The organism is Flavobacterium frigidum (genome assembly GCF_048286735.1).
In the GTDB taxonomy this organism is placed as follows: Bacteria; Bacteroidota; Bacteroidia; order Flavobacteriales; family Flavobacteriaceae; genus Flavobacterium.
The window spans coordinates 1-21103 of record NZ_JBLVPU010000029.1 but is presented as its reverse complement, the minus strand read 5'-3'; the positions used below and the strand labels follow the sequence as shown (position 1 = coordinate 21103).

Below are 21103 nucleotides of genomic sequence, written 5' to 3'. Positions count from 1 at the left end.
CTTGAAAATTTACAATTCAATAGTCTCACATCGACACTAATATTTTGCACACTCATTTAATTATTTAATTCTCTGTTGGAATGAAAAAAATTTTAAAAAAATTGCTTCTTGGAAAAACGTCAAAGGGATTTCAACCTAAATTTAATCCTATTCAAAAAAGGATTCAAAACATTCAATCCATTTGGAATAACGATCATCAGGAAGATAATGGAATTGAAAAAATCGTTCGGTTAGTATTAGCTTCGTCTCAATTACTTTTTCCAGGAATATACATAAAATATTGGGCCAGCAAAAAAGGAGTCGAATACCAAGATTTAGCTTTGGATTTCTATGTCATATTAAAAGTGGTTTTTCCAATAGTGATTTTAGTAAATCATTGGCAAAGTCATCAATGGATTATTTGGATTCTTGTTTATCTATTTTTAGAAACTGTTTTTTATATTCCAACGTTAATTTTTGCCTCTGATTTATTTTCAAAACCACGTTCGTACAAAAGGTCTATGTTGTTGCTTTTCTTTAATTATTTAGAGATCGCATTCGCGTATGCCGTATTTTATTCTATTGACCGTTACTTAAACAGACCATTCATTCATTGGTTTGATGCTATTTATTTCAGTATTGTAACATCCTCTTCTATTGGTTATGGAGATTATTATCCCATTACCACAATCGGGAAATTTCTAGTTACAACACAAGCCCTACTGTTTCTGTTTTTCATTGTGCTTTTCTTGAATTTCTTTTCCACCAAAGTAAAAACCAAAGGCTATTTCGATCACGAAAATCTAGAGTAATTACAGCATTTTTCTCGCTTTTTCTAAATCTTCCGGCGTGTCTATTCCTATTCCAACATGTGTCGTTTCGACCATTTTAATTCGTTTTCCAAATTCCAAATAACGCAATTGTTCCAATTTTTCGGATGCTTCCAAAGATTGCATTGGTAAACTATAAAAATCTAATAATGCTTGTTTTCTAAACGCATAAATCCCGATGTGTTGCATGTACCGAACGCCCACATTTTTTTCTCTTGGATACGGAATTACCGAACGCGAAAAGTACAATGCAAATCCATTTTGATCCACAACCACTTTTACATTATTCGGGTTATTTATGTCCTCTTCATCTGTAATTTGGCGCATCAACGAAGCTAAATCTACTTTTTTATTCAAATCATTTCTAAAAACTTCAATCACTTTTGCCAAAGGCTCCGCATCAATAAACGGTTCGTCTCCTTGTACATTAATCACAATGTCTACGTCTAGATTTTCGACTGCTTCCGCGATTCGATCACTTCCAGATTCATGTTCTTTGATGCTGCGAATAGCTTTTCCACCGTGAGAAAGGATTTCGTCATAAATTAAATCGGAATCTGTTACCACAAAAACATCATCAAATAATTGCGTGTTTATGGCTGCTTCATAGGTTCTTAAAATGACCGTTTTACCTCCTAAATCCTGCATCAGTTTTGCGGGAAATCGTGTTGAAGCGTAACGTGCGGGAATGACTGCTATTATTTTCATTACTTTTTTATATTTTTAATTTGCCACAAAGACTCCAAGTCGCAAAGTTTTTTATTTTAATTTTTAATTTTCTACCGCTTTTAAAATACTCATTTGCTGTATCGCTATTTGATTGAGTTTTACTAATCGTTCTTTTTGTGATAAATTTTCGTTGATAAAAATTGCATTTAAGTTTTCAAGATTAGACAAACAAATCAATTCATTTATTGACGCATAATCTCTAATATTACCTTTTAAATCAGGATTTAGTTCTCGCCATTGTTTAGCAATTATTCCAAACAAGGCCATATTCAAAACATCGGCTTCATTTGCATACACGACTGAAATTTGCAAGGCGGTAAGTGTTCTGGGTATCAAATTATGTTTTATAGCATCCGTATGTATGCGATAGTTTATTTTTGTTAATTCCCTATGTGCGGACCAGCCAATATGTTTTTGTTCTTCTTCCTTTAAACGCTGAAATTCTTTAACTATATAAAGTTCAAATTCAACCGAAATCCAACTAGCAAATTTAAAGGCAATATCCTTATGAGTAAAAGTCCCTCCATATCGCCCTGATTTTGAAACAAAACCAATTGCATCTGTTGCATTAATCCATTTTTGTGGTGACATAGTAAAGGCATTTAAACCTGCCTCTTTTTTAAACCCCTCGAATTCGAGGGGTTTAAAATTTGGATTATACAGTGTTTCCCAAAGGCCTAAAAACTCTAACGTATTTCTGTTTCTCATCCAATTTCCAATCGTCGCACTCGTATCGTCAGTTTTGTGTTTTGCAATGTCTGTAATAGAAATATAATCAGTGTTGTTGATTACAACTACTGTAACTTCGGTATTTATAACTTTAATTTTAGCCATATAAATTGTGATCAATTATTTAGTCATATTCAGCAGTTGTTCGAAATTTCCGAACAACTTAATTTTCTTCTAATTCACCTTCTACAAAAACATTACTTATATGTTCACTTATAGTTGACTTAGCTCTATCAAAAAGTTCTTGCATAGCTTTTTGAATCAACCAAACGGTTTATTTATTTACAAAAACATCGACCCGAACTTCTACATCCGTAGAGGTGTAAAGTATAAAATCTGAATTATTGGACGGTAATTGTTTCATAAATCTTTATCAGGGAAATGTAATTACTTGGAATTACTAACAGTACTATAATTTTGATTAGTCTCAAACTCTTTTAATGTCTTACCAGATTTAAGCTTCCATTCGGTAAGACCATTTGCACTTCTTCCCATTACTATTGCAGCAGCAGCTGAAGGACTACTAAATAAAAAATCTTCAGAAAACTCAAGAAATTCTACTTTATCAATAAAAATAGTATCAACAATCAACTTTTCTCTTAATTTAATAAGATTAAAATTCATAGAATTTGTTGAGTCTTTCGCTGCTTTTGAACCTTTATAAACTAAAAAACCTTCTGATGTTGGTTCACCAGTAGCATCGGCACCTCGAGCTCCTCTTACATAAAAAACATCTGTAATCTGCTTTTGTTTAATTTCTCTTTTTTCATCAAACACTTTATGACCAAGCGTATTAACCAGCATTTTTATATTTTCTATAAATTCTTCCATTTCAGATCTGTCAGATTCAGAAATCGATGATTGCGTCGGAATAATTGAGTTTTCAACTTTATAGCGTTTAGCTGAATGTGCAATATTATGAAGTCGATTTTCTAAATATTTTACGTGAGCTTTATTTAGATTTTCATCTTTACTTATAAAAACAATAGTCTCATGCCAAAAGTCCTTTTGATTTAAATGCTGATTTAGTCGTTTTAATATTGACTCTGCTTCTCCAATGTAAACTAAGTCTTTCCCTTCTTCATCTTTCCCGAATAAAAGATACACCCCAGTACTTACTAAATCACTACGATCAATACAATCTTTTACTTTTATACGTGGAATTTTATATGCTTTTCCAGACCAATTGGAAAGTTCGCAACTCATGCGTCCGTTTGGTTCTCCGTCTATTAAAAATATTTTTATTGTTTTGCCGAATTTCATTTGTCAATTATTTTTTTTATTTATAGAATTTTTTCATTCCAAATATAACCTTTATTCTCACAAAATCACCCTAAATAATCTTCACCGAAGTCATACTCAAAGAACCTCCCAACAACTTATCATTGAACATACTCAGTTCTTCGGTTTTTCCTTTTAAACCCAAGGTATATATAAAAGGTAAATAATGTTCTGGAGTAGGAATCGCTAATTGAAACGCCTTGCTTTGTTTTTCAAAATCTAGCAATGGTTGAAAATTTCCTCAATCGCATTCATCGGACTTCCGTGTCCTAAAAACAAAACCGGCATTTTTTGGATATTCGAGAAAGAGCCTAAATTTTATGTAAGTCGTTTAAAGTATTCATAAATTATATATTTAAATGTTTTTTAAACCATTAAGAGATTTAAGAAGATTAAGATTTTGGAATTGTCACTTAATGAACCTTAATTTTCTTAATGGTTTAATTTTAAAATAATCATTCTACAAAATTCTCATCCTTAAATCCTATCAAATATAATTTATTTTTGGCTCGGGTCATTGCCGTATACAACCACCGAATATAATCTCGATTGATGCCATCCGGTAAATACGGTTGCTCTATAAAAACGGTATTCCATTGTCCACCTTGCGATTTATGGCACGTAATTGCATACGAGAATTTCACTTGCAAACCATTGAAATATTCGTTGGCTTTTACTTTTAGAAACTTTTGGAATTTGGTTTCGCCCTCGTAATCTTTCAACACTTCCTGATACAATCTATTCGATTCTTCATAGGTCAATGATGGTGATTCACTTTTTATAGTATCTAATAATAAAACAGTTTCAAACGGAATCTGATTGGGGTAATCAATCATTCGAATTTTTACTTTCGCAAACTTAAAACCGTACAATTCTTTGATATTGAAAATTTCTAATATTTCGATGATATCACCATTGGCAATAAAACCCGCTTCATCAGAATCTTTCAACCAAAAATAATTGTTCTTCACCACCATCAGAAAATCGCCTGTTGAAAGTTCACTTTCTTTATCGAGGATTTTGGTTCTGATTTGCTCATTATATTGATTCGCTCTTTTATTGGAACGAACAATAAAAGCGGTGTCTTCTATACTATAATTACTGTAGGCAGAATTGATGGCATCCTGAATTTCATACCCATCGGTCAGACGAACTATATCTTTGAATTTTTTAACATCAAATTTGAATTCATCGATAAAGGAATCTTTCAATAACTCCCGAAGTTCAGTTGCGTTATGCAAAATTCCGGAATTTTCTTCCTGACGCATAACTTCGTCCAACTCGATATGTTCTACTTCCTTATCATAATTCATTCCTAAAGTTTGAATATCTAATGCAGGACTGATGTCTAGATTTACGGGAGGCAACTGAGCAGTATCGCCTAATAAAATCATTTTGCAATTGATACCTGAATAAACATACGAAATCAAATCATCTAATAAGGAGCCATTTTCATACAACTTCGAATCAGAATTCGTATCTGAAATCATAGAGGCTTCATCGACTATAAATATGGTGTTTTTATGTTTGTTTTGTTGTAACGTAAACGAAACGCCACCACCCGCAGATTTCTTGGGAAAGTAGATTTTTTTATGGATTGTAAAAGCGGGTTTGTTCGAATAATTGGCAATTACTTTTGCCGCACGACCGGTTGGCGCGAGCAAAACATATTTTTTATTGATATCTAATAAACTATTTACAATAGTAGATATCACGGTTGTTTTTCCCGTACCCGCATATCCTTTTAATACAAAGATGGTTTTATTGTCTGTTTCGGTTAAAAAAATAGCAATTTTTTGAAAAAAAATATCTTGTTTATAGGTGGGCTGAAAAGGAAATTTTTTTTGTAAAAGACTATAAAACAGGGAGGAATTCATTTCGTGTTATTTGACTGCAAAGTAAAGAATGTTTTTTCAATTTCAATGTCAATAGCAATTTCAATTTTCAATTACTGCCATTGAATTTTGCTATTGTCATTGCTATTGCTCTTGTCATTGCAATTGAGTTCTGAAATTGATTTTTGCCATTGCAATTGATATTGTTATTGATTTTTGCCATTGCAATTGATATTGTTATTGATTTTTAAATTTGTAAGTTTGCGTTGTTGAAAAAATCAATAGTATTATGGACATTGCCGAAAAAAAATATAAAAAACTTTCCATTCAAGTTTCCTTGACAGGACTTTCTTTTTGTTGTTTTGATACGCTAAATAATACGGTAACTTCATTTAACGAAGTGCATTTTGATACCTTTCATAAAACTACAAAAATTGAAGATTTGTTTGCTAATGCTTTCATTGATCATCCCGAATTAAAGGATTCTTATGATGAAATTCTGGTGATACACAACAACAATCTTTCTACTTTTGTTCCAGAACCATTATTTGATGAGAACTTTTTAGGCAGTTATTTGCAATACAATACTAAAGTTTTTGAAACTGATTTTTTCGCTTTTGATGAAATTCCAAACTATCAAATGAATGCAGTTTACATTCCCTATGTAAATATCAATAATTTTTTCATTGACCAATTTGGTACTTTCGATTACAAACATGCCAATAGTATTTTAGTTTCTAAACTTTTGATTGCCTCCAAAAATAGGGATGAGAAAAAAATGTTTGTACATATTAATACGGGGCATTTTGAAATCATTGTAGTTCAGAACCAAAAACTAATTCTTTTCAATTCTTTTGTTTACAAGACGCCGGAAGATTTCTTGTATTATATTTTATTTACGGCTGAACAATTAAACTTAAATCCCGAAAACTTCCCATTGGAACTAATCGGAAATATTGATACCGAAAGCGATTATTTCAAAATCGCTTACCAATACATTCGCAACGTTTCCCTTATTGATGTGGAAGATTTGCGATGGAACAATTATTTTTCTGAGGACGAAAACAGAAATCATTTTATACTTTTCAACTCATGAGAATCATTTCAGGAAAATACAAAGGACGACGCATTTTTCCACCAAAAGGATTGCCCGTTCGTCCCACGACCGATATGTCTAAAGAAGCATTATTCAATGTTTTGAACAACCATTTCAGTTTTGAAGGATTAAAAATATTAGATTTATTTGCCGGAACAGGAAATATCAGTTACGAATTTGCCTCAAGAGGAAGTACGCCAATCACTTCTGTTGATGGTGATTTTGGTTGTGTAAAATTCATCAAGCAAGTGGCAACCGAATATGATTTTAATATTGCCGCTACAAAAAGTGATGTTTTCACCTATTTAGAAAGATGTAAAACGTCTTATGACATTATTTTTGCAGATCCACCGTATGCTTTGGACCAAAAAACGTTCGAAAAAATTATCTTATTAGTTTTCGAAAAAGAACTTCTTAATGAAGAAGGAATGATGGTAATCGAGCATTCTAAATATACCAAACTAGATCATATGATTCACTTTTCGTTCCAGAAAAGTTATGGTGGTTCTATTTTTAGTTTTTTCGAAATTGGTTCTGGTGATAAAGAAGATTCTGAAAACGAATCAGACCAAAATGATGGTGAAGAAGAATAATTTAGATAGTATATAAAACAGAAAAGCTCTTGAAATTACAAGAGCTTTTCTGTTTTTAATAACCATTTAAAATAACTATTTACCAATTACCCAACCCAAAGTAAAGTTTAAAACTGGAACTAATTCACTGTCATTTTTGTCAAAATTATAACCAACACCCATATTCAGATCAATGTTAAAATTCCCTTTATACGTTCGTTGAAAACCCCAAACCGGAGCTACAGTAATCGATGCATTTTGGGGTAAAAAGTTATCATTCGTAGAAATTGATTTGAAATTATAAAAAGCGGTCATAGCAACAAAACCTCCTGAATTACGAGAAGTGACTTTGCCCTTTTCTGCCCTTTTCTTTAAATTATAATAATGACGAAACTGCTCATTAATGTAAGGATAAAAGGTCCAGGTATTCCCAAAACTATTCGATGTATATCCAACACCTAAACTCAATTCTGAGTAAAGAGTATTTTTATCAGTTAGACCATGTTCGTAAACAAATCCGGGAAGAAGTGCGTTAATTTTAAATTGGCTTTTTTCTACAGCAGGTTTTTCTTGTGCATTAGAATGTGACATTGTCATTAAAATAAAAAGAGCTACAAAAGCTGCTTTACCATTTTTAGGTACCGATAATTGCATATATAGTTATTGTTAAGTTTCGATATATCATTTATATAATATCGGACGCAAACATAAAACTAAATTTTAATTTATAAGAATTTTATTTAAAAAACAAATTCAATTTGTCGCTAACTTCTCTAACACCATTTGGTAAATAGGCGTTGCAACCCCAAATTTTACTGCTTGATCCACCACATATTTTGTCAAGGAAACTACTTCAGTATTTCTACCAGCCAATAAATCTCGGTGCATCGATGAAGTCGCGTCTTTTGGAGTTTTTTCGAGTTTAATAATCGATTGAGCAACAATGTCATCTGGCAACGTAACCCCTTTTGCATTAGCGACAGCAGTAATTTCGTTCAACAGTGAACTATAAATTGCTTTGTTTTCAGGGTTGTTTAAAATCCCTCCTATGTTTACATTCAAATAGGTAGTAGCTGAAGCTAATGCTGAAATAAAAATAAACTTTTCCCAAACCGTTTCTTCGATATTTTCCACAAAATAACTTTCGATATTGGCATTTTCAAAGATGGATTGCAATACATTTAATTTGGAAACCGGAGCATTTTTAGAACCAAAAAATAGTTTTTCATACACACCTATTTTTTTAATAATACCCGGTGACTCAATCATTGAAACAATATAAACACAACCTTGCAAAACAGTATTCTCAGAAAACAACTTTTGGATGCGTTCTGTGGCATCAACACCATTATATAAAGGTAGGATTATCGTGTTTGGGGTAATACAATTTTTTATGGTTTCAAAACTGGTTTCAATATCATAGGTTTTAGTGGCACAAATAAGGTAATCTAGTTTGCCTATTTCTTCTGGAACATTCGAAACTAAACTAGGAAAAGCAACTATTTCAGTAGTATCAGTAATAATTTTCAATCCATTTTTGGCGATAGCTTTTTGGGTTTCGCCACGTGCAATAAAAACGATTTCGATTGCATCTGATTCAAAATAAGCTTTAGCTAATAATCCTCCAAATTAACCACCTACTCCACCCAATCCTAAAATGCCAATTCTTGTTTTCATACAACTAATTTAAAAACAAAACCATCAAGAAAATTAGAAAATTAAGCCTTGGGACTTAATGAAACTAAATTTCTTAATGGTTCTATGTTAGATTTCACAATCTTTAATTTTATTAAACTTTTAATAAAAAAATGCAGACCTATAAGCCGGATTCTGTCCCCGAAAAATCGGAGCCTTATCATTTATCTAGATCACACATTACTGCGTGACTCAAGCTATCTACCCTTCAGCAACGAACGAGACGCCCTTAAATGCTGATATACTTGATATTTCACCGCATAGAGTTTACCTGGTTTCACTACAGCATTACCTGTACATACTTTCTGTTGCACTTGTCCTAATCACGTTCGTAAAAACGTAACCGACGGGTGTTACCCGCTATGCTTCCCTTTGGTGTCCGGACTTTCCTCTTTATTCCGAACTCGATTCGGAACCTGAAATCAGGTGTTGAAACAAGTTCAACATTAAGCGATAAGGCGGCCTGCGCGACAAATTTACACTATTTAATCCTTTTTTTTGTTTACTGTTACTTACTTTAACAAGCCTTTTACAATCAATTCATAATAAAACAGTTACCTTTAGTAAATAACTAAAAAATCTCTATTATGTCAAATATGTATCACTACGCCACCGTTTCTAAAGCCTTAGACGATTTGAATGAGATGGGATTTACCTATGATTTTAATATTCATGAGGACGATATTGTAAAAAATCCAAGCCATTATGAAATTCAACATATTTATCGATACGAAGGCGATAGTAATCCAGATGATGAAGCAACTGTTTATGGCATCAAATCTACTTCGGGTAAAAAAGGTGTGTTTGTAGCGGGATATGCAGCAAATTCCGAAAACGGTGCCGCAAGAGTTTTAATCGATCTCACTATAAAAGATAGAAATTATTAATTGTTTCTATCACTTTAAAATAGTGCAAATAAACATGCAAAACATCCTTTTTTTATTAAGAGCTTAATCCAGCTATTCGTTACAATCTTATCTGCCATCCCGAGGTTTCGGGACCGGCGCATAAGGATTTTCACTGCAAACGAGTTCACTGAACTCCAATAAAATTATGGTACTGTGAAGTAATCTGGGCTAAAAAATTCCATTAAAAAGAAGCAGTCTTTACATTATAAAATCTTTTAATCCTTTTGTAAAACTTAAATTAGTAAAAAATTAAACCAATACTTTAAAACATTTTTTTATAAAAAAAAACGTATAATTGCGTTTTAATTTTTTGTAAATGAAACTGGGTAATCTATTCCTTGTAATTATTATTTTATTTAGTATCAACAATACATTTGCTTGTAAATGTATTGAAGTTGGTAAAGAAAAAATAGTTGAATATGGTTTAAATAAATATGATATTGTATTTTATGGTGAACTAATAAAACTTGATACAGTTAATCAAACCTATAGTTTTAAAATCATAGAACTTTTCAAAGGAATTTATATATCAAAGACTATTGAAGGTGTTTCTGAAGGAAGTGATTGTGGATTATTCCCAGATAAAAAAGGATTATGGATCATCTACGGCAACTTCAATAGAGATTATAAATTATATTTAAGCATGTGTTCACCCACACAATCACAAGATTTTGGCCCAGGTTGGCCTCCACCTCCAGAATTTAAACGAGATAAATTTGGTAAAATCAACGAGCCTACTGAAATAGATTCTGAAATCAACTACTTAAAATTCAAAATAGAATCATTAAGAAGTTTTATTTATCAGTTAGAGCAATTAAGAGCCTATAAATTAGCCCAAAATAAAATCCCTAAAAATCAAAAAAATACAATTTACGACAAAATCCTAATCATTTCTTTGATTATCAATATGCTATTATTTTCAATTCTAATATACATTTTGGCTAGGAAAAGATTTTCTTCAAATAAACAAATTAGCGAATAAACAAATCAACAAAAATCCTATATTTGCTTTCGAATAAAATTTCTATGGAACAATTTGTTGTATCGGCTCGTAAATACCGTCCTCAAACATTTAAAGATGTTGTAGGACAAAAAGCCATTACCAATACTTTATTGAATGCCATAGAAAGCAATCACTTAGCTTCAGCATTGTTATTTACAGGACCACGTGGCGTTGGTAAAACAACTTGCGCCCGTATTTTGGCTCGAAAAATAAACCAGCCCGGATATGATGATCCCAATGAAGATTTTGCTTTTAATGTTTTCGAATTAGATGCCGCATCCAACAACTCCGTTGATGATATTCGTAATCTAATTGACCAAGTTCGAATCCCGCCACAAACGGGACAATACAAAGTCTATATTATCGATGAGGTTCATATGTTGTCTTCGGCAGCTTTTAATGCTTTCTTGAAAACACTAGAAGAACCACCCAAACATGCCATTTTTATTTTGGCTACGACCGAAAAACATAAAATTATTCCAACGATACTTTCTCGTTGTCAGATATTTGATTTCAAGAGAATTACCGTAAAAGATGCTAAAGAACATCTTGCCGAAGTAGCTACCAGTCAAGGTGTAGTTTTTGAAGATGATGCTTTGCATATTATTGCTCAAAAAGCAGATGGTGCTATGCGTGATGCTTTGTCTATTTTTGACCGAGTAGTTTCTTTTTGTGGAAAAGATTTAACACGTCAAGCCGTTACGGAGAATCTGAATGTGTTGGATTATGAAACCTATATCAATGTAACCGATTTAATCTTGGAAAACAAAATCCCAGATTTATTGATGGCTTTCAACGAAATTCTGTCTAAAGGTTTCGATGCACACCATTTTGTATCTGGATTAGCTTCTCATTTTAGAGATTTATTAGTTTCAAAAACACCTGCAACTTTATCTTTATTAGAAGTAGGAGAACAAGCACAGAAAATGTATGGCCTACAAGCACAAAAATGCAGTCAAGACTTTCTTTTGAAAGGAATTGAAATGGCAAATGATTGTGATTTGAAATACAAAGTAAGCCAAAACCAGCGACTTCTTGTTGAACTTTGCCTGATGCAACTTGCCTCTATCACTTTTGATGGAGAAAAAAAAAAGTTGACCAATTTATAATTCCTCCTACTTACTTTAAAAAGAGCGATTACTCTATCGTTGAAAGTCCAAAAGTTAAAATAGAAAGCTCTACAATTAATCCAATTGCGGCAGCAACTCAAGAAAAAGAACCAGAAGTTATAGTTGTTGCTCCTACAATACCAGCTCCTACTCCCGCAATTAAAATTGATATTCCACAATCTAATGAACCAAAGGTTTCTGCGTTTTCATTAGCCAGTATTCGTGCCAAAAAAGCATTGGAAGAAAGCAACAAAGGGATTGTAAAAGAAGTGGCTCACTTACCAACAGAGTCGTTTACAGAAACTGAAATGTTATTGCATTGGAACAAATATGCGCAACGTTTAGGAGATAAAGGGTACAAAATTATGGAGTCGTTATTGCTTATTAACGATCCTAAATTAAACGGAACTTCCATCACAATTGAATTGCCAAATGAAGGTTCAAAACTAGATTTTGAAAAAGAATTAAATGGACTTTTAGGACATTTAAAAGGACATTTGCACAATCATGATATCACAATTGAAGTTATTGTGAATGAAAGTATTGAAAGTAAAAGAAGCTTTAACGACCAGGATCGTTACAACAGACTACATGAAATAAATCCAAATATTGAACTTTTACGAACAACATTTGGATTGGATTTAGATGCCTAACTTATCATTATATTTTACCATAATACATCGCTTTTACAATTCCATCTGAAAGTCCTATTTTAGGAACATAAATATTTCGTGCGCCACTCCATTTCATTGCGTTCAGATAAATTCTGGTGGCAGGAATAATTACATCGGCGCGATCTGGATTCAATCCTAACTCAGAAATTCTTTGCTCATACGAAAGTGAATTTAAGAACGCATATTGGGAATTCATGTAAATGTAGGACAAGGGTTTTTCTTGAACTTTACCCGACATTTTGAAAAGTTTATTAATATTTCCTCCAGAACCTATCAGAATAACTTCTTCATATTCCTCTGTATTTATTTTGATCCATTTTTCAATTTCATCCCAAACGACATCACAAACCATGTCGTTTAATAAACGTACCGTTCCTGCTTTGAACGATCTTGAGTTGATCAATTTACCATTAGAAAACAAAGTGAATTCGGTACTTCCACCGCCAACATCTACAAAAAGATAGGTTTGATCCGTTTTTAGTAAATGGTGTAAATCTGTTGAAGCAATTATTGCCGCTTCTTTTTTTCCATCGATAATTTCTATTTTGATGTCGGCTTTTTTCTTTATCAACGCAACAACTTCTTTACCATTGTAGGCTTCGCGCATGGCCGAGGTGGCAAAGGCCATGTACCGTTCTACCTTATGAACTTTCATCAAAAGATTAAAAGCTTTCATGGCATCGCACATTCTATCTAAATTTTCATCTGATATTTCACCAACTGTAAAAGCATCTTGACCCAAACGAATGGGAACACGCACCAACGAACTTTTATTAAACTGTGGTTCTTTTCCTTCTTGTTCTACAATATTGACAATCAATAATCGCATGGCATTAGAGCCAATATCGATTGCTGCATATTTTTTTATTTTAATCATTTTTAATTGAATTCGTTTCGTGTTAGAGAGATTAGATGGTCTAATTATTAACTCTAAAATCTAAAAATTAGTACTAGTATCCCCTTAGTTAAAGTAAAATAATTATAGAATGACCTCTGTTTTTGACTCGAATTCTACTTTACTTTGATAGTATTTATAGGTCTCCAGTTGTGCTCTAAAAACAGGATTGTGGTTCCTAACTCTATATTTATTATCTAATTTATACGAATGATAACGCGCCTTAACATTCCCTTTCCAACCAATATCAAAATTGTCTATCAGTTCATTTTTTATTTCTTGATCGTAAATTGGGCAGGTTACTTCGACACGTCCATCAAGATTTCTAGTCATAAAATCAGCAGATGAAATGTAAACTTCGGTTTGACCTGCATTTCCAAAAATATAAACTCTAGAATGCTCTAAATAATTATCGACAATACTTATGGCTTCAATATTTTCACTCATTCCTGGAATTCCTGGTATTAATGAACAAATACCTCGCACCTCAAGTTGAATTTTTACACCTGCCCTGCTGGCTTCATATAATTTATCTATCATACCAAAATCTGACAGACTATTCATTTTTAGCTTAATATGCGTTTTCCTTCCCGCAAGTGCATGCGTAATTTCTCGGTCAATTAATTTTACAAATCGGGTTCTGGTGTAATGTGGAGAAACGATTAAATGTTTGTATCGATGTACTCTGTAATTAATATCAAAAAACTCAAAGATTCTCATAATGTCTTTCAGAATTTGCTGATGACTGGTAAATAACGTCACATCCGTATAAACTTTAGCAGTAGATTCATTAAAATTTCCTGTCGAAATAAAACCGTATCGTCTTATTTTATCCTGTTCCATTCTTTCGATAACACATATTTTGCTGTGTACTTTAAGGCCTTTAATTCCAAAAATAAGTTCAATTCCTTCTAACTGCATTTGCTCTGCATACGAAATATTAGATGCTTCATCAAAACGTGCTTGCAATTCTATTTGAACGGTTACTTTCTTTCCGTTTTTGGCAGCATTGATGAGCGAGCTAATAATCTGAGAATTTTTAGCCAATCGATACAATGTAATTTTTATAGAAGTTACTTTTGGGTCTAATGCTGCTTCTCGCAAAAACTTAGTCAAATAGGAAAAAGACTGGTACGGAGCATTGAGCAAATAATCCCGTTCACTGATTTTTTCTAACATACTTCCTTCCAGACTTAATCCTGGAATTGGTAACGGGTCATTGGTTTGGTACACTAAATCAGACCTGCCTAAATTTGGAAAGTTCATGTAATCGCGCCTATTATGGTATCTTCCGCCTGGAATAATACTATCCGTGGAAACGATTTTCATTTTATCTAGAAAAAATTGTAAGGTATCGTCTTCAATTAGTTGATCATAAATAAAGCGCACTGGTTCTCCAATACGACGATCTTTGACACTCAACGATATTTTTTCGATCATGCTTTTACTTAAGTCACTATCAATATCCAATTGGGCATCTCTAGTAATTTTTATCATGTGAGCAGAAACGCTTTTGTAATCAAAAATATTGAAAATATTACTCAAATTGTGTCTAATGACATCATCTAGCAGAATGATATATTGCTTTTCATTATGAGAAGGTAAAACCACAAATCGGTTAATGGTTTTAGGTATTTCAATTACAGCATAACGTACTTCTTCATTTTTATTCATCACCAATTTGATAGCTAAATACCCCGAAGTATCTTTCAACACGGGAAATTCAGCCAAATCATTTAGGATAATGGTCACCAACTCTGGGCTCACTTTTTGGATAAAAAAGTCTTTTAAAAAGATTTCTTGCTCAACAGTAATGTCCGTTTCAGTTATGATGAAAATATTTTTAGTTTCAAGTTCGCTTTCAATAATATTTAAAATTCGTAAACTTTCGGATTGTTGTTGGATTACTATTTCGGTGATATCCTTTACTAGTTGTTGAGCCGAAATCCCGCCAAGGTACTTTTCGCCCGTAATTCCAGTTAAACTTAAACGTCTAATAGCAGCAAAACGCACTCTAAAAAACTCATCTAAATTATTCGAAAAAATACCTAAAAACCGCAATCTATCTAGTAGTGGAACTGAGGAATCCCCCGCTTCTTGTAGTACTCTAGCGTTGAAGGCCAACCAACTTTTCTCTCTATCAATATATTTGTATTCTAAAACTTTATTCATCGCAACTCTTTGGGAAATATTATTTTATTTATTTTACCTTTTTCAATTGTAGTCCAATCATTCGTATCAAATTCTAAAGAAACAAAACCACTTGTAGAAACATTGTCAATGAAGACAGTTCCAAATTTATTAACAAAATTTGTAATGGCGCTATTATGACCAAAAACAATAACATTATCTAAAAGATTACTACACGATTTGATAATTTCCTCCAGTTTATTTTCATCAAAAGTATAAAGATCGTCTTTGTAAACGATACTTTCTAAAGGATACCCAAAATTTTGAGCAAAAATTAACGCAGTGTTTGTTGCCCTTTTTGCAGTACTTGCCCAAATACTGTAGGTTTTTGGAATATAATCTTTTGCAAGAAAAGAAACTAAATGTGCATCTGCAATACCTTGAGACGTCAAAACACGATTTTTATCTTGCATAGGAACCTCCCAACTTGATTTGGCATGACGCACCAATATTAAATTTTTCATAAGCAGTTAAATCTTGAAAATTAATCATTAAAAAATAAAATAGAAAGATACAATTTATTACCATTTTCTCTTATAAAAAAAACTAATGATTTAAAAAAACTAACAGTACAAAAAAAACGTATATTAAATAAATTAAGATAAATTTTGAAATACTTAATATAGTAATGCTCGGTAGAAAAAAATCATTAAAGTTATAAAACTAACGAATAGCTATGAAATTTGCATTAAAAAAGGCTTTTAATCGTTTATTTTTGTAGATAAAAGATAATAATTTTTATTTGAACTAAAACATTTATCTTTACTGTTAAAATTTAATCATAATTTCAATACCTAGTTTCCCCAAATTAGAATTTAATTTTCAAAATAAAGAAATCAAATTATGGCTTTACCTACTACATTCCTTCATTGTACAAAAAATACACTTTTTTTTGTAAGCGCAACAACGACATTTACTCCAAAAATTGGATTTCATTTTATTATTAACAACAGCAAGATATGTTATTAATCAATTGCAATTATTTTTGCCTCTAAGTATCTAAAAACGCATTAACCAAATCATTTTTTAAATTACTATATCACTATCAAAAAAAATAATTGATAGCCCAACATAAAATTATACGTTACACTTTTTACTGTAACTAAACCAAAGAATAGCAAAATATGGAAAACCATTACTTTACACACAAAAATAATGTTTTAACGAAAGTGAAAAATTTAATACTAATTTTTTTATTATTTTTCATATCCGAAAGTGTGTACTCGCAATATTACACTCAGCATTATATAGCTCCAGCCCCGTGGAGATACTTCAGCGATGCAAATGAATTAGTTGTTGCAACTGAATCTACAACTAACGTATCCGTTCAAGTAACAAGAAGTGACGGGACGGTGATTACAACTTTAAGTGTAATCAAAGGAACACCCGCATTTTATAGATTTACAGGTTCTCCTACAGCAGTTGGTTCAGAGTATTATGCGCTAAATACAGTTGTTAATGGTGCTGGTCTTAATATTTCAGCAGCAAAACCAATTTCTATTAATATTAGAAATGTTGCTTCGGATGCTCTCATGCCAACTTCAACCTCGGATGCGAATTTTATTAAAGGTAATGCCTCTTTAACTAGTTTTGGATCGGCAGGTGTTGGTGTAAGTTTTCGAGTTGGATATTATAGAGATACTGATTTAGGTAATTTTGGTGGTCTAGGATTCAGAAAACCTATCTATTCGGTAATGGCAATCAACAACAATACATCTTTATCTATAAATGGTGTAACTACAGTTACTTTAAATGCCGGTCAAAGTTATCTCTTCGAAGCTGCAATGGGTTCTTTAGTTGAAACGTCAGGTCCAGCTGTCATAAATACTAGTGCCAAAATTGACACCCCCGCAGGATGTGGTGATGGTACTTTAGATCAAGTACCTCCAATATCCGTTTTAGGAACTGAATATATAGTAGTTCGAGGCCAAGGTAATTCAACAGCTGAGCAAACTACTGTTGTAGCAACTGAACCAAATACCGTTTTAACTGTACAACAATTTACTGAAACAGGTGCTTTATCATCTTCCTTTTCTCAAACACTTGCAACCGCGGGAAGTTTTTACACCTACAATCATGGGACTACTGCTAATTTTTCAGCGTCAAAAATAAATAGTGATAAAAAAGTTGCCGTCTATTCCGGAACTGCCATAACCTGTGAGGTTGATATTACAAGTGTTGCTCCAGTATCACAATGTGGCGGTTCTAAATACGTTGAAACTTACAAATTCAGGCGATATAATAATAACGATCTTCCCTACTTTGGTAATGTACTTTTAAATAGTGCTACTGAAATTGTTACTGTTAATGGAGTAAATATAGAGACTATTGCTGGTGTAAGAAGACAACTAGGCTCTACAGGCTGGTATCTAATTGATTTTACAAACATACAGATTAGCTCCCCAAATTCAATAACAATTGAAAGCTTGTCCAAAATGACAGTTGGTTTAGTGCAACAAGGTGGTGGGTTTTCTATGGCTGCAATTTTTTCAAGTTATACTGAAATTCCTGAAAATCCAACACTAGTTCCAAATACAGGATCTGGTTGCGCTACAAGCGCAACGCTATCTACAACACCTGGATTTGGTCCGTACCAATGGTTTTTGAATGGTAACCCAATATCAGGTGCAAATTCCGATACCTATACTACCACTACAACTGGAAGTTATTCTGTTTCATCAACATTATCTTGTGGAGCTACAGCGCAATCTGCTCCAGTACCTGTTACTATTTGTGGAGATGTATCAATTACCAAAACTGTTAATATTGATTCACCTTGTGTAGACTCTAATGTCAATTTTACAATTACAGCAACAAACAATGGTCCAAGTAATGCAACAGGGGTTTCGGTTTTAGATCTTTTACCAACAGGATATTCCTTTGTTTCGGCTACAACTAGTAGTGGTACATACACTAGTTCTAATGGCAATTGGGCTATTGGAAGCTTAAATAATTTACAAAATGCTACAATGGTAATAACAGCAAGAGTTAATGCTACTGGTAATTATACAAATGATGCAACTATTAGCTCTTCTAATGACTCTGACACCAGTAATAATACAGCAAATAGATCAACAACACCTAATCAGCTTCCTGCTGCAGCTACTCTAACTTCCAATAATCCAATTTGTTCTGGTGCTGATGCAATTTTTACTATAACTGGAACAGCAGGAAATACTGTAAACTATACAGGTGCAGCATCTGGAACAGCAACTATTGGTGCAGGTGGAACTGTTAATGTTACTATACCTGCAGTAATGTCAAATACAATTTTAAATCTTACTAACGTAAGTAACGGTACTTGTAGTCGTCCATTAACAGTGACTACTACGGTTAATGTGAATGCCAAAAACACTATTGCCGCTGGAAGTAATAGAACCACTTGTGTTAACACGGCAATTACCAATATTAATCTCGCAACAACAGGTGCTACTGGTGCTACTTTTTCTGGATTACCGGCAGGCATAACAGGATCATGGACATCAAATGTGGCAACAATCACAGGTACCCCAACAGCATCTGGAACGTTCAATTATACTGTGTCTACAACGGGTGGTTGTCCACCTGCTGCAGCAAGTGGAATAATTACTGTAAATCCTCTATTGAGCAATAATAACTTAATTTATACTAATGGGACTTCGGCGCAGATAAGTGCTACGGTTAATGAAGGTGCTTCTGCGGTTCTGAACGCGCCAGTAGGAACATATTTTTCCTCCGTTAATTTTGCAAGTTATGGTACACCTACAGGAACAGCGCCTAATTTTAGCATTAATTCAACTTGTCATTCGCCAACCAGCCAGTCTGTTGTAGAAAGTTTATTGGGGAATAGTACTGGAACGATAGCAGCTACAAATGGAGTTTTTGGGGATCCTTGCGGAGGAGTTGTTAAAAGGTTAAGTATCGTTACCACTTATGTAGAACCTATATGTTCGGGAATTTTCTTTACTATTAATGGTTCAGCGCCAGCAGGCGGAAACGGTACTTACAGTTATTTATGGGAAAGTAGTACTACAAGCGCAATTACTGGTTTTGCAGCTGCTGCAGGCTCAAATAACAATATAAGTTATTCATCGGGTGGAATAACTCAGAACACTTGGTTCAGAAGAACTGTAATTTCAGGTAGTTGTTCTAGCACATCAACAGTTGTGTTAGTTAGAGTAGCTCCAAATAATACAGCATCATCGGCAAGTTCAAGTCCGACGTTATGCATCAATACCGCTTTAACAAATATTACACATACTACTACAGGAGCTACTGGAATAGGAACAGCTACAGGTTTACCTACAGGTGTTACAGCGGCCTTTGCATCAAATACAATTACAATTAGTGGTACTCCAACTGCTTCGGGAACATTCGATTATAGCATCCCATTAACGGGAGGTTGTGGGTCTGTGAATGCTACGGGAAGGATCATTGTTACACCTAACAATACGGTATCTGCAGCATCATCAACTCCAACGTTGTGCATCAATGCCGCTTTAACAAATATTACACATACTACTACAGGAGCTACTGGAATTGGAACGGCTACAGGTTTACCTGCAGGTGTTACCGCTACTTTTGCATCAAATACAATTACAATTAGTGGTACTCCAACTGCTTCGGGAACATTCAATTATTCAATTCCAGTTACCGGTGGTTGTGGATCAGTGAATGCTGCGGGAACCATTACAGTAACACCTAACAATACGGTATCAGCAGCATCATCAACTCCAACGTTGTGTATCAATACGCCGCTGACAAATATCACACATACTACTACAGGAGCTACTGGAATCGGAACGGCTACAGGTTTACCTGGAGGTGTTACCGCTACTTTTGCATCAAATACAATTACAATTAGTGGTGCGCCAACTGCTTCGGGAATATTCAATTATTCTATTCCACTTACGGGTGGTTGTGGGGAAGTGACTGCTACTGGAACTATATCGATATATGCTCCTACTGTAAGTTTATCAGGCACAACATCAGTTGCTGAAAATTCTGGAAGTAGCGCGCTCCTTACAGCAACTCTATCAACTGCAACTATTAGTGATGTAATTATTACAATTTCTTATTCTGGAACAGCAACATCAGGTTCTGATCACACTGCAAGTAGTTTAACCATTACTATACCTTCGGGATCAACAAGTGGTACTGTAACCATTACTCCTATTGATGACAACATAAATGAAGGGCCAGAAACGGTTAATGCAAATATTGACAATGTAACAGGAGGTTGTGCAACAGAATTAGGTACTCAATCTGCAACTGTGACTATTACTGATAATGATGCGGCTCCAACTGTAGCCACGATCACTCCTGCTTCGGCTACTGAAGGAAGTCCTGTTGTGTTTGAATTCAGCTTGAGTAATCCTTCTGCTGAGGATACAACGTATACCTTTACATTCACCAATGGAACCGCTGGAAGTGCTGATTACACTACCACATCGCAAACAGTAACCGTACCTGCGGGTGCTACTACGGGAACCGTGAGTGTACCAACAACTGCGGATACGATTGATGAAAATAACGAAGACTTTAGCATTGCTTCTGGAACGGCTTCGGCTACTGGAACAATCAATGATAATGATGCGGC

Annotated in this window: 18 protein-coding genes, 1 other RNA gene and 1 pseudogene; 8 read left to right on the top strand and 12 right to left on the bottom strand. The window is 33.6% G+C overall.

Features of this window, described 5'->3' with window-relative positions; translation table 11 throughout:
* Window positions 1-80: 80 nt before the first annotated feature.
* On the top strand, window positions 81-791 hold the full coding sequence (locus ACNQGO_RS14300; protein ID WP_417985686.1) for a potassium channel family protein: 711 nt from the start codon (window positions 81-83) through the stop codon (window positions 789-791).
* Here ACNQGO_RS14300 and kdsB read toward each other — a convergent pair whose 3' ends face one another.
* The 5 genes from kdsB to ACNQGO_RS14275 form a co-directional block, all read right to left on the bottom strand.
* Entirely contained in the window at window positions 792-1517 is a 726-nt protein-coding gene (gene kdsB / locus ACNQGO_RS14295) for a 3-deoxy-manno-octulosonate cytidylyltransferase (RefSeq protein WP_417985685.1), read from the bottom strand.
* 63 nt (window positions 1518-1580) lie between these two features.
* Window positions 1581-2372, bottom strand: a complete 792-nt coding sequence (locus tag ACNQGO_RS14290; protein WP_417985684.1) for a KilA-N domain-containing protein — start codon at window positions 2370-2372, stop codon at window positions 1581-1583.
* Between the two features lie 282 nt (window positions 2373-2654).
* A complete protein-coding gene (locus ACNQGO_RS14285; RefSeq protein ID WP_417985683.1) occupies window positions 2655-3530 on the bottom strand; it encodes a GIY-YIG nuclease family protein in 876 nt (291 codons plus the stop codon).
* Between the two features lie 70 nt (window positions 3531-3600).
* On the bottom strand, window positions 3601-3774 hold the full coding sequence (locus tag ACNQGO_RS14280; protein WP_470303461.1) for a hypothetical protein: 174 nt from the start codon (window positions 3772-3774) through the stop codon (window positions 3601-3603).
* 229 nt (window positions 3775-4003) lie between these two features.
* Window positions 4004-5425, bottom strand: a complete 1422-nt coding sequence (locus tag ACNQGO_RS14275; protein ID WP_417985682.1) for an ATP-dependent DNA helicase — start codon at window positions 5423-5425, stop codon at window positions 4004-4006.
* 247 nt (window positions 5426-5672) lie between these two features.
* Here ACNQGO_RS14275 and ACNQGO_RS14270 point away from each other — a divergent pair, with 247 nt between their 5' ends.
* Both ACNQGO_RS14270 and ACNQGO_RS14265 read left to right on the top strand, forming a co-directional pair.
* Complete coding sequence (locus ACNQGO_RS14270; protein ID WP_417985681.1) at window positions 5673-6479, top strand: DUF3822 family protein; 807 nt, start codon at window positions 5673-5675, stop codon at window positions 6477-6479.
* Complete coding sequence (locus tag ACNQGO_RS14265; protein ID WP_417979369.1) at window positions 6476-7072, top strand: RsmD family RNA methyltransferase; 597 nt, start codon at window positions 6476-6478, stop codon at window positions 7070-7072. The genes ACNQGO_RS14270 and ACNQGO_RS14265 overlap by 4 nt, the downstream gene beginning before the upstream one ends.
* Before the next feature lie 75 nt (window positions 7073-7147).
* Here ACNQGO_RS14265 and ACNQGO_RS14260 read toward each other — a convergent pair whose 3' ends face one another.
* The 3 genes and pseudogenes from ACNQGO_RS14260 to rnpB all read right to left on the bottom strand — a co-directional run bounded on the left by ACNQGO_RS14260 (window position 7148) and on the right by rnpB (window position 9216).
* The gene (locus tag ACNQGO_RS14260; RefSeq protein ID WP_417985680.1) at window positions 7148-7705 is read right to left on the bottom strand and encodes a hypothetical protein; all 558 of its coding nucleotides are present in this window, start codon (window positions 7703-7705) and stop codon (window positions 7148-7150) included.
* 99 nt (window positions 7706-7804) lie between these two features.
* Window positions 7805-8662: pseudogene (locus tag ACNQGO_RS14255) on the bottom strand (ketopantoate reductase family protein); the annotation flags it as partial.
* 192 nt (window positions 8663-8854) lie between these two features.
* An RNA gene (rnpB, locus tag ACNQGO_RS14250) (RNase P RNA component class A) lies at window positions 8855-9216 on the bottom strand.
* A 117-nt stretch (window positions 9217-9333) separates the two neighbouring features.
* On the opposite strand from rnpB, the gene ACNQGO_RS14245 reads away from it, so the two are divergent.
* The 3 genes from ACNQGO_RS14245 (at window position 9334) to dnaX (ending at window position 11766) form a co-directional block, all read left to right on the top strand.
* Window positions 9334-9633, top strand: coding sequence for a hypothetical protein (locus ACNQGO_RS14245; RefSeq protein ID WP_417947953.1), 300 nt, complete (start codon window positions 9334-9336; stop codon window positions 9631-9633).
* A 337-nt stretch (window positions 9634-9970) separates the two neighbouring features.
* Window positions 9971-10636, top strand: a complete 666-nt coding sequence (locus tag ACNQGO_RS14240; RefSeq protein WP_417947954.1) for a hypothetical protein — start codon at window positions 9971-9973, stop codon at window positions 10634-10636.
* A 44-nt stretch (window positions 10637-10680) separates the two neighbouring features.
* Entirely contained in the window at window positions 10681-11766 is a 1086-nt protein-coding gene (gene dnaX, locus ACNQGO_RS14235) for a DNA polymerase III subunit gamma/tau (protein ID WP_417985679.1), read from the top strand.
* A 97-nt stretch (window positions 11767-11863) separates the two neighbouring features.
* Here dnaX and ACNQGO_RS14230 read toward each other — a convergent pair whose 3' ends face one another.
* Window positions 11864-11995, bottom strand: a complete 132-nt coding sequence (locus ACNQGO_RS14230; RefSeq protein ID WP_417985678.1) for a hypothetical protein — start codon at window positions 11993-11995, stop codon at window positions 11864-11866.
* A 7-nt stretch (window positions 11996-12002) separates the two neighbouring features.
* On the opposite strand from ACNQGO_RS14230, the gene ACNQGO_RS14225 reads away from it, so the two are divergent.
* Window positions 12003-12419: a DNA polymerase III subunit gamma/tau gene (locus ACNQGO_RS14225; RefSeq protein ID WP_417985677.1), complete on the top strand. Its 417-nt coding sequence runs from the start codon at window positions 12003-12005 to the stop codon at window positions 12417-12419.
* A 7-nt stretch (window positions 12420-12426) separates the two neighbouring features.
* On the opposite strand, the gene ACNQGO_RS14220 is transcribed toward ACNQGO_RS14225, so the two are convergent.
* From ACNQGO_RS14220 to ACNQGO_RS14210, 3 genes are all read right to left on the bottom strand, one after another.
* Window positions 12427-13317, bottom strand: a complete 891-nt coding sequence (locus tag ACNQGO_RS14220) for a Ppx/GppA phosphatase family protein (protein ID WP_417979361.1) — start codon at window positions 13315-13317, stop codon at window positions 12427-12429.
* A 102-nt stretch (window positions 13318-13419) separates the two neighbouring features.
* Window positions 13420-15507: a polyphosphate kinase 1 gene (gene ppk1 / locus ACNQGO_RS14215; protein WP_417985676.1), complete on the bottom strand. Its 2088-nt coding sequence runs from the start codon at window positions 15505-15507 to the stop codon at window positions 13420-13422.
* Window positions 15504-15989, bottom strand: coding sequence for a SixA phosphatase family protein (locus ACNQGO_RS14210; RefSeq protein ID WP_417985675.1), 486 nt, complete (start codon window positions 15987-15989; stop codon window positions 15504-15506). The genes ppk1 and ACNQGO_RS14210 overlap by 4 nt, the downstream gene beginning before the upstream one ends.
* 660 nt (window positions 15990-16649) lie before the next feature.
* Here ACNQGO_RS14210 and ACNQGO_RS14205 point away from each other — a divergent pair.
* Window positions 16650-21103, top strand: a 4454-nt coding sequence (locus ACNQGO_RS14205; RefSeq protein ID WP_417985674.1) for a Calx-beta domain-containing protein, incomplete at its 3' end; no start/stop codon positions are given.

Bases quoted from the DNA above. Each gene is read 5' to 3' on its own strand.
- ACNQGO_RS14300 (WP_417985686.1), top strand. From the start codon at position 81: ATGAAAAAAATTTTAAAAAAATTGCTTCTTGGAAAAACGTCAAAGGGA.
- kdsB (WP_417985685.1), bottom strand. From the start codon at position 1,517: ATGAAAATAATAGCAGTCATTCCCGCACGTTACGCTTCAACACGATTT.
- ACNQGO_RS14290 (WP_417985684.1), bottom strand. From the start codon at position 2,372: ATGGCTAAAATTAAAGTTATAAATACCGAAGTTACAGTAGTTGTAATC.
- ACNQGO_RS14285 (WP_417985683.1), bottom strand. From the start codon at position 3,530: ATGAAATTCGGCAAAACAATAAAAATATTTTTAATAGACGGAGAACCA.
- ACNQGO_RS14275 (WP_417985682.1), bottom strand. From the start codon at position 5,425: ATGAATTCCTCCCTGTTTTATAGTCTTTTACAAAAAAAATTTCCTTTT.
- ACNQGO_RS14270 (WP_417985681.1), top strand. From the start codon at position 5,673: ATGGACATTGCCGAAAAAAAATATAAAAAACTTTCCATTCAAGTTTCC.
- ACNQGO_RS14265 (WP_417979369.1), top strand. From the start codon at position 6,476: ATGAGAATCATTTCAGGAAAATACAAAGGACGACGCATTTTTCCACCA.
- ACNQGO_RS14260 (WP_417985680.1), bottom strand. From the start codon at position 7,705: ATGCAATTATCGGTACCTAAAAATGGTAAAGCAGCTTTTGTAGCTCTT.
- ACNQGO_RS14245 (WP_417947953.1), top strand. From the start codon at position 9,334: ATGTCAAATATGTATCACTACGCCACCGTTTCTAAAGCCTTAGACGAT.
- ACNQGO_RS14240 (WP_417947954.1), top strand. From the start codon at position 9,971: ATGAAACTGGGTAATCTATTCCTTGTAATTATTATTTTATTTAGTATC.
- dnaX (WP_417985679.1), top strand. From the start codon at position 10,681: ATGGAACAATTTGTTGTATCGGCTCGTAAATACCGTCCTCAAACATTT.
- ACNQGO_RS14220 (WP_417979361.1), bottom strand. From the start codon at position 13,317: ATGATTAAAATAAAAAAATATGCAGCAATCGATATTGGCTCTAATGCC.
- ppk1 (WP_417985676.1), bottom strand. From the start codon at position 15,507: ATGAATAAAGTTTTAGAATACAAATATATTGATAGAGAGAAAAGTTGG.
- ACNQGO_RS14210 (WP_417985675.1), bottom strand. From the start codon at position 15,989: ATGAAAAATTTAATATTGGTGCGTCATGCCAAATCAAGTTGGGAGGTT.